We start from the raw sequence: 13,400 nt of genomic DNA on the forward strand, positions 1-13,400 counted from the left end.
TGTCCGCGTGCACGCTCGGAGTGTCGTCCTCGGACGGATGTTGAACGTGGGCTCAGATGAAGGGTTGGCGTGTCCGGCTCGGGCACCTAGGGTCGGTCGTCATCCGCCATGTCCCGAGCCCCGCTGCCTGAAGACCATCATCGACTCGTCACCCAAGCCCTGGCCGCGCTCGATGTCCGCAACCTGGTGCTGAGCATCCACGACCCCAGCTTCCCCAGCCTGCCGTCCGAGGACTCGGGACGGGGCTCGCCCTACTCCGAGGGCGCCGCGCTCTTCCTGGAGTCCGCGCGCGCCCTGGGCTTCACCGGCATCCAACTGGGGCCCCAGGGGCAGACGACGGAGGCGAACGCGTCGCCGTATGACGGCACCCTGTTCTCACGCAACATCCTCAACATCGCGCTCGCGCCACTGGAGCACGAACCGTGGGGCGCGCTGCTGCCTCCTGGCCGCGTGGAGGCGCTCTCACGGTCCCGGCCCCATGCGGCCCATCCCGGGGAGCGCTACCGGTGGGCGTTCCGCGCGCAGCTCGCGGTGCTCGATGAGGCGTGGGCGTCATTTCGTCGGCAGCGCGCGGAGTCGAAGCCTTCCGCCGCCATCCAGGACCTGTCCCGGCGCTTCACCTCCTTCCGGCAACGCCACCGCGCATGGCTCGTGCGCGATGCCCTGTTCGAGGTGCTGTGCGAGGAGAAGGGCGTTCCGGACTGGCGGCCCTGGGCGGACTCGCTGGACGGGCGTTTGTGGAACCCGGCTCCAGGTGAAGAGTCCGCGGCGGCGGCTCGGGTGCTCGCGCTGGAGTCGCGATACGGCGACACGTTGGAGCGCTATGCGTTCCTCCAGTTCCTCGTGCACACGCAACATGAGGTGCTCCGGGAGCGGACGGCCACGTGGCGCCTGAAGCTTTATGGCGACCTGCAGATCGGCTTCTCGCCGCGCGACGCGTGGGCGTGGCAGGGACTGTTCCTGCGCACGTACCTGATGGGCGCGCCGCCCAGTCGCACGAACCCCGACGGCCAGCCGTGGAACTACCCGGTGCTGGACCCGGAGCAGTTCTTCATGGAGGGCGGAGAGGGCCCGTCCCAGGGCTTCCGCCCGGGCGCGGTGCTGCGCTTCATGGATGCTCGGATGGACAAGATGCTCGCCGAGTACGACGGGCTGCGGCTGGACCATCCGCATGGGCTCGTGTGCCCCTGGGTGTATCGGTCGAACCAGTGGGACCCCGTGGCCGCCGTTCAACAGGGCGCGCGGTTGTTCTCGTCACCCGACCTGCCCGAGCACCCCGAGCTGGCGCGCTATGCGCTCGTGTCACCGGAGCAGGTGGACCGCTCGGTGCCTCGCTATGTGGACGGAGAGGTGAAGTCGCTGACGCCCGAGCAGGTGGAGCGCTTCAGCGTCCTCTTCGACACGGTGGTCGCCGCGGCCCGGCGCAATGGTCGCGAGCTGGGGGACCTGCTGGGCGAGGTGCTGAGCACGATGCCGTATCCGCTGGGACGCGTGCTCGCGCGGTACGGGATGGGCCGCTTCCGCGTCACGCAGAAGGCGGACCTGCGCAACCCGGCGGATGTGTATCGCAGCGAGAACGCGGCGGCCGAGGACTGGATGATGGTCGGCAACCACGACACGAAGTCGCTATGGCGCCTCGTCGGCGACTGGCAGTGGCGTGGGACGCTGCGGGCGCAGGCGGACTATCTGGCGACGCGGCTGTGCCCGGAGGTCGAGCACCGTGAGGCCTTCGCGCGTGAGCTGGCGACGGACCCGGGGCGACTCGCGCAGGCGAAGCTGGCGGACCTGTTCGCCAGCCGCGCGCGCAATGTCATGGTGTTCTTCACGGACCTGCTCGGGATGCCGGAGACGTACAACGAGCCGGGCACCATCGACGAGCGAAACTGGTCGCTCCGAGTGCCCGCGGACTGGATGCGTGAGTATCGCGAGCGGCTTCGCGGCGATGCGGCCATGAACCTTCCGGGTGTCCTGGCGATGGCGCTGCGCGCGGGGGGCGCTCCCGTGAGACAGAAGCACCGCGAGCTGCTCGCGGGACTGGACCGATTGGCGGCGGAGCTGCGTGGCGGGGCGTGAGGGGCCCCTACCCGTTGCTTGATGACAATGGGGCCGACCCGCGAACGCATCGAGGCGAGCAGGACTCAGGGTGGGCGAGAGATGCGGTGAGGTGCTACCGCATCAGACTCGTTCCCGCGCATGACCGAGGGAGCGCAGTGCAAGCGCTCGCCCCGGAACGAGCACCTCAGTGCTTCACGTCCACCACGAGTCGCGTCGGCTCGCGCAGCTCCAGGATGCGGAACGGCGCGTTGCTCTTGTTGCCCAGCACCCACGTCACCTCGCCCTCGAAGTCACACGTGCGCTCCAGCTCGAGCAACACCGGCAACGCGGGCTTCAGCTCGCGCGTGGCCACCGTGGGCTCACCCGCATCCGTATGCGCCTTCGCCGGCGTGAAGCTCACCTGGAGCTGGCCCTTGCCCGCCAGCGTCACCGGGTTGCCCGAGCCACACTGCACCACGGGCTCCTTCGCGTACTCCACGCGATAGCCCGGCAGCTGCGTCCCCTCGAACTCGAACACCACGCGGTCGTAATCCGGATGCGCTCCCGCGCGCACCGAGCGCAGCGTGGCCTGCGGCACGTCCCTGCGGTCCAGACTCACCGCGTCCGTGGTCCACTCGCGGTTCTTCGGATTCTCGGGCGTGACTCCACCCGAGCCACCGCCCGACGGCGTCCCTGTCCCCGCGCCAGTCGCGCCGCCCGATGGCGAGCCCGTGCCTGACGGAGCGCCCGCGCCCGCCGACGGCGAGCCCGAACCCGACGGAGCGCCCGCGCCCGCCGATGGCGAGCCCGCTCCCGAAGGAGCCTCCGCACCAGGCTCCTCGGGAGGCAGCTCTCCCACGGCCACGGGAGGCTTCGCGGCGGCTTCACCTCCCCGCGCCACGGCGCCCTCGGGCGCACCCGAGGGCCGCGCGGGAGCGTCATCGGGCGCTGGCAGCTCGGCCGCCGGATGCGGCGGGGCCTCTTCCTTCTTCGAGCACCCGGTGCCCACGAGGCATCCGGCCAGCCACAGCGATGACAGCCAGCGTCCCGCACGCTTCATCGTTCCTCCCCAGGGGGCCCGCGAAAGAGGGGCCACGGAGGACACCCTCTCTCACGACAGGGGGGCCACGTGCCAGCACCACCGGCCCGTGACGAGAAGCCGACAGTGTCACTCCGCCGAGGCCGTCGCCCGCGTCAGCGCCCCCAGGTCCGCGTCCCGCAGGAACTTCACCAGCACCCCGTCCATCTTCCGCGTGCCGTTCTCCACCACCGTCGGCTTCAGGAAGAAAAGATTGTTCCAGTTGAAGTCGTACAGCGCCTGCTCCGCCGCGTCGGACCAGCTCCCATCCATGGGCCCGCGGTAGTACCCGAGCTTGCGCAGCACCTGCTTCACGTCCCGCGCGATGTCCGCCGTCAGCGTCACGCGGTCCTGGGTGTACACGTCCGCGAGCGTGCCCTGGTAGCGGTTGAGCTCCACGCCCAGCTCCTGGAGCGCCTTCGTGCTGCCGTGCACCACCGCCTCCGCGAGCACGTGCGTGTAGAACGCCGTCTCGCTCGTGGTGTTCCAGACGCGGATGACACCCGAGCGCTCGCCGTTCTTGTCCCCGCCCACGCGCGCGCCGTGCACGAGCGACGCATACAGCCGCTGCGGCAGGCTGCCCTTCGCGCGCTGGAAGCCCGCGGCCATGGCCGTACACATGTCCGGCGTGGACATGTTGTTCGCCTGCACCACGAACGTCGCGCCCTGGATGGCACAGGTGTGCGCGCTCGTCTGCGCGCCCGAGCGCTGCCCCGTCGTCACGCTCCCATCCGGGTGCAGCTTCACCGCGGCGAGCTGACGGATGGGCGCGTACGGGTCCAGCGCGAGCACCGCGTCGATGGCGGCCTGGGGCGCCTCGCCCGCGTCGATGCGCGCGATGACCCCCTGGGCATCATCCACCGAGGGCAGCGCCATCGTGGCCACCGCGATGTCCGAGCGCCCATACGGCACCAGTCCGCTGACCCCGCTCGGGAAGGAGATGACGGCCATGCCGCACGACTGCTCCACCGCGTCACACGCGACGATGGCGCGCGTGCCGAACAGGCTCCGGTTGAGGGGGCGGCCGCCTTCCGCCGACGCCTGGGTGGAAGCGAGCATCAGGAACGCCACGAGCCACGAGCCACGCTCGAACAACTTCATACGGACACCTCTGGGCAAGGCGCTCCCGTGGCGGACCGCGACGTCCCGCGTGGAGGAGCCCTTCCTGTCAGGGATGGATGTCGGTGCGCGGAACCCGCCCACGCCCCGAAACTGCTGGAGCCCTGAACGGAAGGCCCTTCCGGGACATATCGGGAAGGCTCGCCAACCGTTGCGCCCGGCAAACACCCGTGGGCCGGGCCGGGGAGGGCCCGCCGGGCCGGGTGCCCCGCGTGTTCCGCTTCCGGTACGCGTGAAGCCGTGGCACTCCCACCCCGGGATTGCAGGACGCACCCCACAAGTTGCCGGGTGGCGGGTATGGTGCGCGCCCGGCCGCAGCCCGCGTCCCCCTTACGCGCACGAACCGGAGACACATCCCCCATGGCTCTCGACCTCACCTCCCTCCCCCGTCCCTCGAGGGACGACGCCACCGTCGGCACCATGGCGCGGGGCCTCGTCGGCAGCGAAATCCTCCGCATCGCCGCGGAGGTCCGGGAGCTCGTCGCCAAAGGTCGCAAGGTGTGCAACCTCACCGTGGGCGACTTCAGCCCGCGCGAGTTCCCCATCCCCGAGGGCCTGCGCACGCACATCACCACCGCGCTCCAGGCGGGCGAGACGAACTATCCGCCCTCGGACGGCGTGCTGGACCTACGCCAGGCGGTGCAGCGCTTCTACGAGCGCGCCCTGGGCCTGAAGTACCCGCTGGAGGGCATCGTCATCGCGGGCGGCGCCCGGCCCATCATCTACGGCACCTTCCGCAGCGTGCTCGATGACGGGGAGACGGTCGTCTACCCGGTGCCGTCGTGGAACAACAACCACTACATCCACATGATGAACGCGAAGGGCGTCGTGGTGACGACGGACCCCTCGCATGGCTTCATGCCCACGCTGGAGCAGCTCACGCCGCACCTGGGCACCGCGCGCCTGTTGTGCCTGTGCAGCCCGCTCAACCCCACGGGCACCATGATTTCGAAGGACGTGCTCGGCGCCATCTGCGAGCGCGTGGTCGCGGAGAACCGCGAGCGCGAGAAGACGGGCAAGAAGCCCCTCATCCTGATGTACGACCAGATCTACTGGGTGCTGAGCTTCGGCTCGGAGAAGCACGTGACGCCGGTGGAGCTGGTGCCGGAGGTGGCGCCCTACACCGTGTTCGTGGACGGCATCTCCAAGGCGTTCGCCGCCACGGGCGTGCGCGTGGGCTGGGGCGTGGGCCCGCCGAGCATCATCGCGCGCATGCGCGACGTGCTGGGCCACGTGGGTGCGTGGGCGCCCAAGGCCGAGCAGGTCGCCGTGGCCCGCTACCTGGACGACGTGCCCGCCACCGAGTCCTTCCTGAAGGAGATGCACCAGCGCGTGGACGCGCGCCTGGAGGCGCTGCACAAGGGCCTGTCGCGCATGCGCGAGGCGGGGCTGCCGGTGCGCCACATCGCGCCCCAGGGCGCCATCTACCTGTCCGTCCAGTTCGACCTGGTAGGCAAGAGCGGCCTGAAGACGAATGACGACATCCGCAAGCTCCTCCTGGAGAAGGCGGGCCTCGCGGTGGTGCCCTTCCAGGCGTTCGGCCTGAAGGAGGACACCGGCTGGTTCCGCCTGTCCGTGGGCGCCACGTCCGTGGCGGAAATCGAGGACGTGCTGCCCCGCGTGGAGGCCACCCTGCGCGAGGCGCTCGGCGCGAAGTAGTCGAGCTGGCTCGAAGCCCGGGCCCACGTCCCCCTGGACGCGGATGTGGGCCCGGGAATACACGGAAAGGACCGGAGTTCAGCCAGGGACGCGCCCGGCTGACGCATCCGTTGTCGCCGGTCCCCACCCGAGACGCGCGCGCCTTCGTGCCCATGCTCAAGCGATTCGTGGATGTCCGTGACGAGGAGGTCCGCGCAGTCCTCGGGTCGTTCGTCTATTTCTTCACGCTGATGTGCGGCTACGCCATCCTGCGCCCCATCCGCAACGAGATGGGGACGGCGGGCAGCGTGAAGGGGTTGCCGTGGCTGTTCACGGCGACGTTCCTGGTGATGCTGCTGGCGGTGCCCGCGTTCTCCGCGCTGGTGGCGCGCTGGCCCCGGCGGGTGGTGCTGCCGCGCATCTACCGCTTCTTCCTGGTGTCGCTGCTGGTCTTCTTCGCGCTCCTGAAGCTGGAGGTGGCGAAGGAGCCGGTGGCGCGCGTCTTCTACATCTGGCTGAGCGTCTACAACCTGTTCGTGGTCTCCATCTTCTGGAGCTTCATGGCGGACGTCTTCGCCAGCGAGCAGGGCAAGCGGCTGTTCGGCTTCATCGCCGCGGGTGGCACCACGGGCATGCTGGTGGGGCCGTTCCTGGTGGGGCGGCTGGCGGAGCCGGTGGGGCCGGTGAACCTCATCCTCATCTCCGCGGTGCTGCTGGAGGTGAGCGCGCAGTGCGTGCGGTGGCTGAGCCGCTGGGCGCGTGACGTGCAGCATCAGCCGCCCTCGGCCGAGGGGCCCGTGGGGGGCGGGGTGCTCGCGGGGCTGAAGCTGCTGGTGGCGTCGCCGATGTTGTTGGCGCTGGGGCTCCAGGTGCTGCTGTACGCGGCCACGTCCACGTTCCTGTACTTCCAGGAGGTGCAGCTGGTGGCGCAGGTGGGCAAGGACGCGGCGTCGCGGACGGCCCTCTTCGGGGACATCGACTTCTATGTGCAGTTGTTGACGTTGGCGCTGCAGACGCTCGTCACCGGGCGCATCATCTCGCGCCTGGGGTTGGGGGCGGCGCTGGCGGTGGCGCCGGTGGTGACGGGGCTGGGCTTCCTGGGGCTGGCGGCGGTGCCGGTGCTGGGCGTGCTGGTGGCGTTCAAGGCGCTGCGCGGGGCCAGCCACTACGCGCTGGAGCGGCCCTCGCGCGAAATCCTCTTCACCACGGTGGACCGCGAAGCGCGCTACAAGTCGAAGAGCTTCATCGACACGGTGGTGTACCGGGGCAGCGACACGGTGAGCGCGTGGTTGCAGGGTGGGCTCACCGCGCTGGGGTTGGGGATGACGGGGCTGTCGTTGGCGGCGGTGCCGTTGGCGGGGCTGTGGTGGGGGGTGTCGCTGTACCTGTCGCGGGAGCAGCGGCGGCTGTCTCGCGAGGGTGGGGATGAGCTGGCGCGCGCGGCGCCGGACAATGCCGCCGCCCGTTGAGCAATCTTCCTCGCAGTGCTTCCTCGTGGCAGGAGACGACACGCTATGAAGCTGTCTCGCAGGGATGTGATTCAGGGTGCCGTGGTCGCGGGCTCGTTGTTCGCCATGGGCTGTGCGTCCTCGAAGGGCGCGTCGGGTGGTGGCACGGCGGAGCCGGCGCCGCAGGGGCAGGGGAGCGGAGGGACGAAGGCGGACAAGTCCCTGAGCATCCTCATCCTGGGGGGCACGAAGTTCCTGGGGCCGGCGCTGGTGGAGTCCGCGCAGGCCCGGGGGCACACCGTCACGCTGTTCAACCGCGGCAAGACGAACCCGGGCCTCTTCCCCAACGTGGAGAAGCTGCAGGGAGACCGCGACCCGAACAAGGGCGAGGGGCTCAAGGCGCTCCAGGGCCGCAAGTGGGACGCGGTGGTGGACACGTCGGGGTACGTGCCGCGCATCGTGAAGGCGTCCGCGGAGCTGCTCGCGCCGAACGTGGGGCACTACACCTTCGTGTCCAGCATCTCGGTCTACAAGGACGCGTCGAAGCCGGGCCTCACGGAGACGGCGGCGGTGGCCACGGTGGACGAGCCGAACTCGGAGGACGTGAACAAGTACTACGGCGGCCTGAAGGCGCTGTGCGAGAAGGCGGCGGAGACGGCGATGCCGGGCCGCGTGTTCAACGTGCGCCCGGGGCTCATCGTCGGGCCGGACGACCCGACGGACCGCTTCACGTACTGGCCGGTGCGCGTGGCCCAGGGCGGCGAGGTGCTCGCGCCGGGCACGGGGCATGACCCCACGCAGTTCATCGACGTGAGGGATCTGGCCGCGTTCATCATCCTGGGCGTGGAGAAGAACCTGGCGGGGCCCTACACGGCGACGGGGCCGGACAAGCCGCTGTTGATGCGGGACTTCCTGGAGCGCAGCAAGAAGGCGCTGCGCAGTGACGCGACGTTCATCTGGGCGCACCCGTCCTTCCTGGCGAAGCACAAGGTGGAGGCCTTCGGAGACATGCCGGTGTGGGTGACGCCGACGGGCGAGGAGGCGGGCCTGCTCCGGGTGAACATCGACAAGGCGCTGGCGGCGGGGCTCACGTTCCGGCCGCTGGAGGAGACGGTGCGCGACACGGTGGAGTGGTTCAAGTCGGAGCCGCCCGAGCGTCAGGCGAAGCTGAAGGCGGGCATCGCTCCGGCGCGCGAGAAGGAGGTGCTCGCGGCGTGGCACCAGGAGCACGACCAGGGCACCGCGACTCCCACGCGCTAGGCGCGGATGACGGTGACCTGACGTCCCGAGGGCGTCCGGGCCTGTTCGGCCCGGGTGCGCTCGGCGATGGGCGGCTGGTTCGAGCGACGGTCGAAGAGCATCAGCCAGCCGCTGTCCAGACCCAGGCCCTGGAGATAGCCGTCGAGCTGCTCCAGGCCGTCGTTCAGCGGGTCCGACTCCCTGTCGCGCCAGACCTTGATTTCGATGGCGAGCGTGTCCGGTCCATGGCGCACGCACAGGTCCATGCGGCCCCGGCCGATGGCGTACTCGCGCTCGATGGTGCCCCCGCCGTTGACCACACGGTGGAGGAAGGCCATGAGCACCAGATGCGGCGCCACCTCGTGGTAGGGGGCCGAGGCGAGCAGCGGCTCGCCGTGCTGACGCCAGAAGGAGAGGAACGCCTCGCGCAACTGTTCGAGGTCCATTCGTCCGTTGGCACGCAGCCAGGATGGGTGGATGGCGGGAAGGGTGTCGCTCGTTCCCGAGGCCAGGGTTCGGACCAGGATCTCGCGGTAGATGGGGTTGGCCACCTCGAGTGTCCCTGCCGCATTTCTTCGCACCAGGCCCAGGTCGGTGGCGAAGCGTCGGTCATCTTCGGGGATGTCGCCCAGGAATTGGCCCGCGAGCATCGGCTCGAGGATGGCTCGGATGCGAGGCTCGCGAAGACGGGCCGCGAGGCTGTCCAGGTGGGTCTCCTGGCGATAGATGAGAGTCGCCTTGGCGCGCTCGATGTCCTGGCGGCGCACCGGCTGGCTCACGTCGGTGACCAGCTCCTCCACGGCCACCTTGGCCAGCGCGTTGACGAGCCAGGGCTGTCCCTGGGTGAGCTCGAAGGCGAGTGAGATGGCCTCGGGCTCGAAGCGCTGTCCCGTGTCGGCGGTGTGCTGGGCGTAGAGCTCGGCGACCTCTTCCTCCGTGAAGTCGCGCACCGTCAGCGAGCGCACCTTGATGTTGAAGGGGCTGGAGGTTGCCAACCGATCCGAGCCTCCGGAGGCCACCTTGTAGTCGCGAACATCTCTCAAGCCGATGAGCGCCATCGACGAGGGGAAGTTCAGGGGGCGGTTGCGGTATCCATCCCGGAGTTGACGCAGCACGGAGACGAGGACCTCGTTCCTCACGGCATCGACCTCGTCCAGGAAGATGACGAGCGGCTTTCCCGCGGCCTGGGACCAGGCTTCGAGCGCGCTGGCGATGCGGTGCCCTGGAGGGGCCACCGGGAACTCCGGAGGCTGCTGCGTGGCGGGCAGCTGTGCTCGCGCGGCGGACCGCCAGCTCGAGAGGGCGGCATCCTCGGCGGCGCCGGTGTCGTCGGGAAACCCCGCGCCCACCTCCATGCTGACGAGGGCCGCCACGTAGCGTCCCTCCATCGTGAGCTCGCGAGCGAAGGACAGCAGTGCCGTCGTCTTGCCCACCTGCCGAGGTGCGTGGACGACGAAGTAGCCCTGCTGCTCGACGAGCCGCCGGACCTCGGGCAGCCGGCGCATGGCCGGCAGCATGTAGTGGTGGTCCGGATTGCACGGACCGGCGGTGTTGAACCAACGGGGCATGCCTGGAAGGTACTTGCGTCTCCTTCCTGGGCAAAGGCCCATGGACCCGAGGGTGTCCGGACCTGTTCGGCCCGGATGCTCAGAGTCGCCCGAGGATCTCCGCCTTCTTGCGCTCGAAGTCGTCCATCGTGATGAGCCCCTCGCCCAGCATCCGCTGCAGGTCCGCGAGGGACTTCACCGGGTCCTTCGGAGCGCTGACAGGTTTGCCCGCCAGGAGCGCGGCGAGCTGGCTCAGGTCCTGCTCGACGACGGGCCCGACGACGGCGACCCGCTGGGGGTCATCGGGGTCGACCTTGACGTTGAGCTCCAGGCCCGGCGTGAACACTCGCACGTTCCAGTCGTGGTAGCGGTCCAGCACCCAGACCTCGTAGCTCGGGCGGTCCGGCAAGGTGACTTCGAGCAGATGGTTGTAGCGGGCGCGCTTCTGGTTGCTCATCGCCGTGCGCTCGCTGCGCAGCAGGATGGCCCGGGCCGGCAGCCCCTGCTCACGCACCTTCCGGTGCTTGAGCCACGTCCCGAGGATGCGGACGGTGAGCCAAACGCCGACGCCGGTGCCTATCAGGATGAGCAGGGGAACCAGGAACCGGGCTGCGGACAAGGGCGTTTCGGCGTTCATCTTGCTCTCTCGACGGTGACGGCACGGCCCCGACCGCGGCCGCGTCCAGCGACTCTAGACGCACGGCCTCCGGCTCGAAACCCGTCATGTCCGCACGACATGACATGATGTCGCGGAATGCGGGGCCGATTCCCGGACGCAGCGGCTCCGACAACCGAAGAGGACTCACGATGATGTCTCGCCTGTCCTGGTGCTCGCCCCGGCGGCAGGGTGCCGTCGCGCTGCTCGCCCTGTCGCTCGTGGCCTGTGGTGGCAAGGAGGTCCGTCCGGAGGGCAACGCGGGGACTCCGGACGCGGGCCCCGGTCAGGCACATCCCTGCGTCCCGGTGAGCCTGGAGCGCGACGTGGACCTGGAGGGCTTCCACACGGACCGCTACACGTGGCGCGACGGCGACTGCGCGCCCCGCTCGGCCTTCCTCGTGCGCAACGACGCCCAGGACCCCGCGGGCTGGCACGGCGGCTACCTCCGCCGCTACGTCTACGAGGCCCACGGCGCCGCGCGTACCTGCGACGGCGCCACCAACGAGGTCCCCGGCTGGGGCATGGTGACCTGCCACGTGCGCGCCGGCGCCGACTGGGGCAACTGGACCGAGAAGGTGACGGGCACGGGCCGCACCCTCTTCGAGGGACGCCACCACGCACTGCACGAGTTCCGCTGGCCACTGCCGCTCGATGGCCACATCGTCGACGTCACCGTCCACTACCTCTTCGCCACCGGACGCGACCACCCGCTCTACGCCATCACCCACGATGTCTCGCGCGTCGCGCCCGACGCGCTGGAGGCGGACGTGCGCTCGCCCTATGGCGACCTGCTCTTCGACGGCAACGCGAACGCCGAAATCGCCGGGCTGGGCTGGGGAGACCGCTACCGCTTCCGCACGCTCGCCTCGCCGGTGACGATGGCCAGCGGCTGGGACTACCGCGAGCCCAACGTCGTCCCCTTCACCCGCATGTGGACCACCACCCCGGACGCGGAGATGGGCGTGGTGCAGACGCAGACCTGGCAGCAGAAGCCCGCGGGCGGCTACTGGCTCTACTCGAGCTGGGGCCAGCGCAACGAGCGCGGCCCGCTGCCGGACGACTGGAACTGGACCTTCCAGCTCAACCAGTACCAGCTCCCCACCACCACGCGCTCCCACCGCATGGCCTGGGGCAGCAACTACGGCGCGCTCGGCTGGCGCCAGTACGCGCGCTACGGCGACGACGGCATGCTCTCCGGCCACCCCTACCAGAGCTACTCGGTCTTCATGGTGCTGGGCACGCACACGGAAGACTCCGTGCTCCGCCGCGTCTCGGAGGTGGAGTCCTGGCAGCGCGTGCGCCTCACCGCCACCCGGGGCACCGTGGTGACGCAAGGGCCCGGCGGCGTGGGCCGCACCGACTCCGTGCCCTTCGACGTGCCCGGCTACAACCCCGTCTACGCGACGTGGGAGGCCCGCGCCGCGGACAACCGCGCCGAGCTGCGCTTCGACACCGGCACCCAACCGCTCGAGCACCCCGTGCTGGTGCTGCGCGGCTACACCGCCACGACGCCCCCTTCGCGCGTGCTCCTGGACGAGCGGGTGCTCACCGCGGACGCGGACTACTTCGCCTCCGTCGACGACGCGGGCGACGCGCTGTGGCTCACCCTCCACCGCACCCTCACCGGCACCGCGACGCTGCGCCTGGAGTGACGTACCCTGGAAAAGCAACGGGGGATGCTCCGGTGTACGCGGAGCACCCCCCGGATGAATGACCCTGACTCGGAGTCCGCTCTCCCCCTCTGGCGAGCGTCACTCCTCCGGGTCCCCTGCCACGGATGACGCCGCCCCCGCGACGCCACCCTCCTACCCGCCCTGAGTGTCCGGAGGGCCTTGGACCCCTCCAGCGAAGACCTCGACTGCGACTCGAGCGCTCCCCCCGGTGCGCTCGCCGACGGCCGGACCCTCGGGTGCCCCAAGCACCCGGTGTCTCAGCTACCGGCTTCAGGGCCAGGACCGCGCCGGCTGCGAGATGGCTCGCATCCGCGCCAGCGTCTGGGCCCAACCGAACGTCTGCGGGCGCATGGAAGCCACCCGCGTCACGTGCTCCATCTCCTGCCTCAACACCCCCAGCGCCTTCGACTTCGTCAGCGCCACGAGCTCCCTGCGCTTCGCCCCCGCGAAGACAGCCAGCTCCGGCACCGCGATGTCCCCCTCTCGTGCTTCGAGAGCGCTGGGGTGTCCCCCCTGGATGCGACCCCGGGCCCTGTGTGCCGCGGCCCCCCGTCCCCTGTCCGTACGCTTCACACCGCCTGGCCCGCTGTTTCCCCCCGGAACCCGCTGGCCCGACTCATGCGCGACGTGCGACATTCGCCTCTCCCTTCGCACCCACTGATGACCGCCGTCCCCCCGGCCACACGCGCCGTGGCGTGTGTCGACCAGGGCATACTGGCTCAGTCCGTGGAACGAGTTTTCCGCGCTAGCGCCAAATGCTTGCGCGAACGCGCCAGCTTGTCGGCAGGGCTGGCGGCGGGACGAACGTGGCGGGTTCCACCCGGAGTGGAGGGAGACCTGGGAGGTGGGTGGGTGGAGTGAGAGGGTCCGCCTCGACTGGCGGAGGGGCGAGCGGGCGTCGTGGGTAGGGACAGTGAGGGGCTGGCCATGTCAGCCTGACGCGGTAGGGAAGACGGTTGCGACGTG

10 protein-coding genes are annotated in these 13,400 nt (G+C 70.1%); 5 read left to right on the forward strand and 5 right to left on the reverse strand.

Annotated features, from left to right (window positions below):
- Positions 1 to 108: 108 nt before the first annotated feature.
- Positions 109 to 2,073: a 4-alpha-glucanotransferase gene (locus K8640_RS27755; protein ID WP_223749809.1), complete on the forward strand. Its 1,965-nt coding sequence runs from the start codon at positions 109 to 111 to the stop codon at positions 2,071 to 2,073.
- 166 nt (positions 2,074 to 2,239) lie between these two features.
- Here the strand turns inward: K8640_RS27755 and K8640_RS27760 are convergent, their stop codons facing one another.
- Both K8640_RS27760 and K8640_RS27765 read right to left on the reverse strand, forming a co-directional pair.
- Complete coding sequence (locus K8640_RS27760) at positions 2,240 to 3,094, reverse strand: hypothetical protein (protein ID WP_223749810.1); 855 nt, start codon at positions 3,092 to 3,094, stop codon at positions 2,240 to 2,242.
- A 108-nt stretch (positions 3,095 to 3,202) separates the two neighbouring features.
- Positions 3,203 to 4,213 carry a DUF1028 domain-containing protein gene (locus K8640_RS27765; RefSeq protein WP_223749811.1) on the reverse strand — a complete coding sequence of 337 codons (1,011 nt, stop codon included), beginning with the start codon at positions 4,211 to 4,213 and terminating at the stop codon, positions 3,203 to 3,205.
- 378 nt (positions 4,214 to 4,591) lie between these two features.
- Here K8640_RS27765 and K8640_RS27770 point away from each other — a divergent pair, with 378 nt between their 5' ends.
- The 3 genes from K8640_RS27770 (at position 4,592) to K8640_RS27780 (ending at position 8,577) form a co-directional block, all read left to right on the forward strand.
- Positions 4,592 to 5,890 carry a pyridoxal phosphate-dependent aminotransferase gene (locus K8640_RS27770; protein ID WP_223749812.1) on the forward strand — a complete coding sequence of 433 codons (1,299 nt, stop codon included), beginning with the start codon at positions 4,592 to 4,594 and terminating at the stop codon, positions 5,888 to 5,890.
- A 152-nt stretch (positions 5,891 to 6,042) separates the two neighbouring features.
- Entirely contained in the window at positions 6,043 to 7,338 is a 1,296-nt protein-coding gene (locus K8640_RS27775) for an NTP/NDP exchange transporter (protein ID WP_223749813.1), read from the forward strand.
- Between the two features lie 45 nt (positions 7,339 to 7,383).
- Positions 7,384 to 8,577: an NAD-dependent epimerase/dehydratase family protein gene (locus K8640_RS27780; RefSeq protein WP_223749814.1), complete on the forward strand. Its 1,194-nt coding sequence runs from the start codon at positions 7,384 to 7,386 to the stop codon at positions 8,575 to 8,577.
- Here K8640_RS27780 and K8640_RS27785 read toward each other — a convergent pair.
- Positions 8,574 to 10,124, reverse strand: a complete 1,551-nt coding sequence (locus tag K8640_RS27785; RefSeq protein WP_223749815.1) for an ATP-binding protein — start codon at positions 10,122 to 10,124, stop codon at positions 8,574 to 8,576. The two genes, K8640_RS27780 and K8640_RS27785, sit on opposite strands and share 4 nt — an antisense overlap.
- Before the next feature lie 79 nt (positions 10,125 to 10,203).
- Positions 10,204 to 10,740 carry an SHOCT domain-containing protein gene (locus tag K8640_RS27790; protein WP_223749816.1) on the reverse strand — a complete coding sequence of 179 codons (537 nt, stop codon included), beginning with the start codon at positions 10,738 to 10,740 and terminating at the stop codon, positions 10,204 to 10,206.
- 170 nt (positions 10,741 to 10,910) lie between these two features.
- On the opposite strand from K8640_RS27790, the gene K8640_RS27795 reads away from it, so the two are divergent.
- Positions 10,911 to 12,413, forward strand: coding sequence for a hypothetical protein (locus tag K8640_RS27795; RefSeq protein WP_223749817.1), 1,503 nt, complete (start codon positions 10,911 to 10,913; stop codon positions 12,411 to 12,413).
- 291 nt (positions 12,414 to 12,704) lie between these two features.
- Here the strand turns inward: K8640_RS27795 and K8640_RS27800 are convergent, their stop codons facing one another.
- Positions 12,705 to 12,902 (reverse strand): hypothetical protein, encoded by a 198-nt coding sequence (locus K8640_RS27800; protein WP_074948654.1) that lies wholly within the window; start codon positions 12,900 to 12,902, stop codon positions 12,705 to 12,707.
- Positions 12,903 to 13,400 lie beyond the last annotated feature (498 nt).

Source organism: Myxococcus sp. XM-1-1-1 (genome assembly GCF_020037095.1).
Classification (GTDB): domain Bacteria; phylum Myxococcota; class Myxococcia; order Myxococcales; family Myxococcaceae; genus Myxococcus; species Myxococcus fulvus.

Coding starts and splice junctions, on each gene's coding strand:
- K8640_RS27755 (WP_223749809.1), top strand. CDS start 109: ATGTCCCGAGCCCCGCTGCCTGAAGACCATCATCGACTCGTCACCCAA.
- K8640_RS27760 (WP_223749810.1), bottom strand. CDS start 3,094: ATGAAGCGTGCGGGACGCTGGCTGTCATCGCTGTGGCTGGCCGGATGC.
- K8640_RS27765 (WP_223749811.1), bottom strand. CDS start 4,213: ATGAAGTTGTTCGAGCGTGGCTCGTGGCTCGTGGCGTTCCTGATGCTC.
- K8640_RS27770 (WP_223749812.1), top strand. CDS start 4,592: ATGGCTCTCGACCTCACCTCCCTCCCCCGTCCCTCGAGGGACGACGCC.
- K8640_RS27775 (WP_223749813.1), top strand. CDS start 6,043: ATGCTCAAGCGATTCGTGGATGTCCGTGACGAGGAGGTCCGCGCAGTC.
- K8640_RS27780 (WP_223749814.1), top strand. CDS start 7,384: ATGAAGCTGTCTCGCAGGGATGTGATTCAGGGTGCCGTGGTCGCGGGC.
- K8640_RS27785 (WP_223749815.1), bottom strand. CDS start 10,124: ATGCCCCGTTGGTTCAACACCGCCGGTCCGTGCAATCCGGACCACCAC.
- K8640_RS27790 (WP_223749816.1), bottom strand. CDS start 10,740: ATGAACGCCGAAACGCCCTTGTCCGCAGCCCGGTTCCTGGTTCCCCTG.
- K8640_RS27795 (WP_223749817.1), top strand. CDS start 10,911: ATGATGTCTCGCCTGTCCTGGTGCTCGCCCCGGCGGCAGGGTGCCGTC.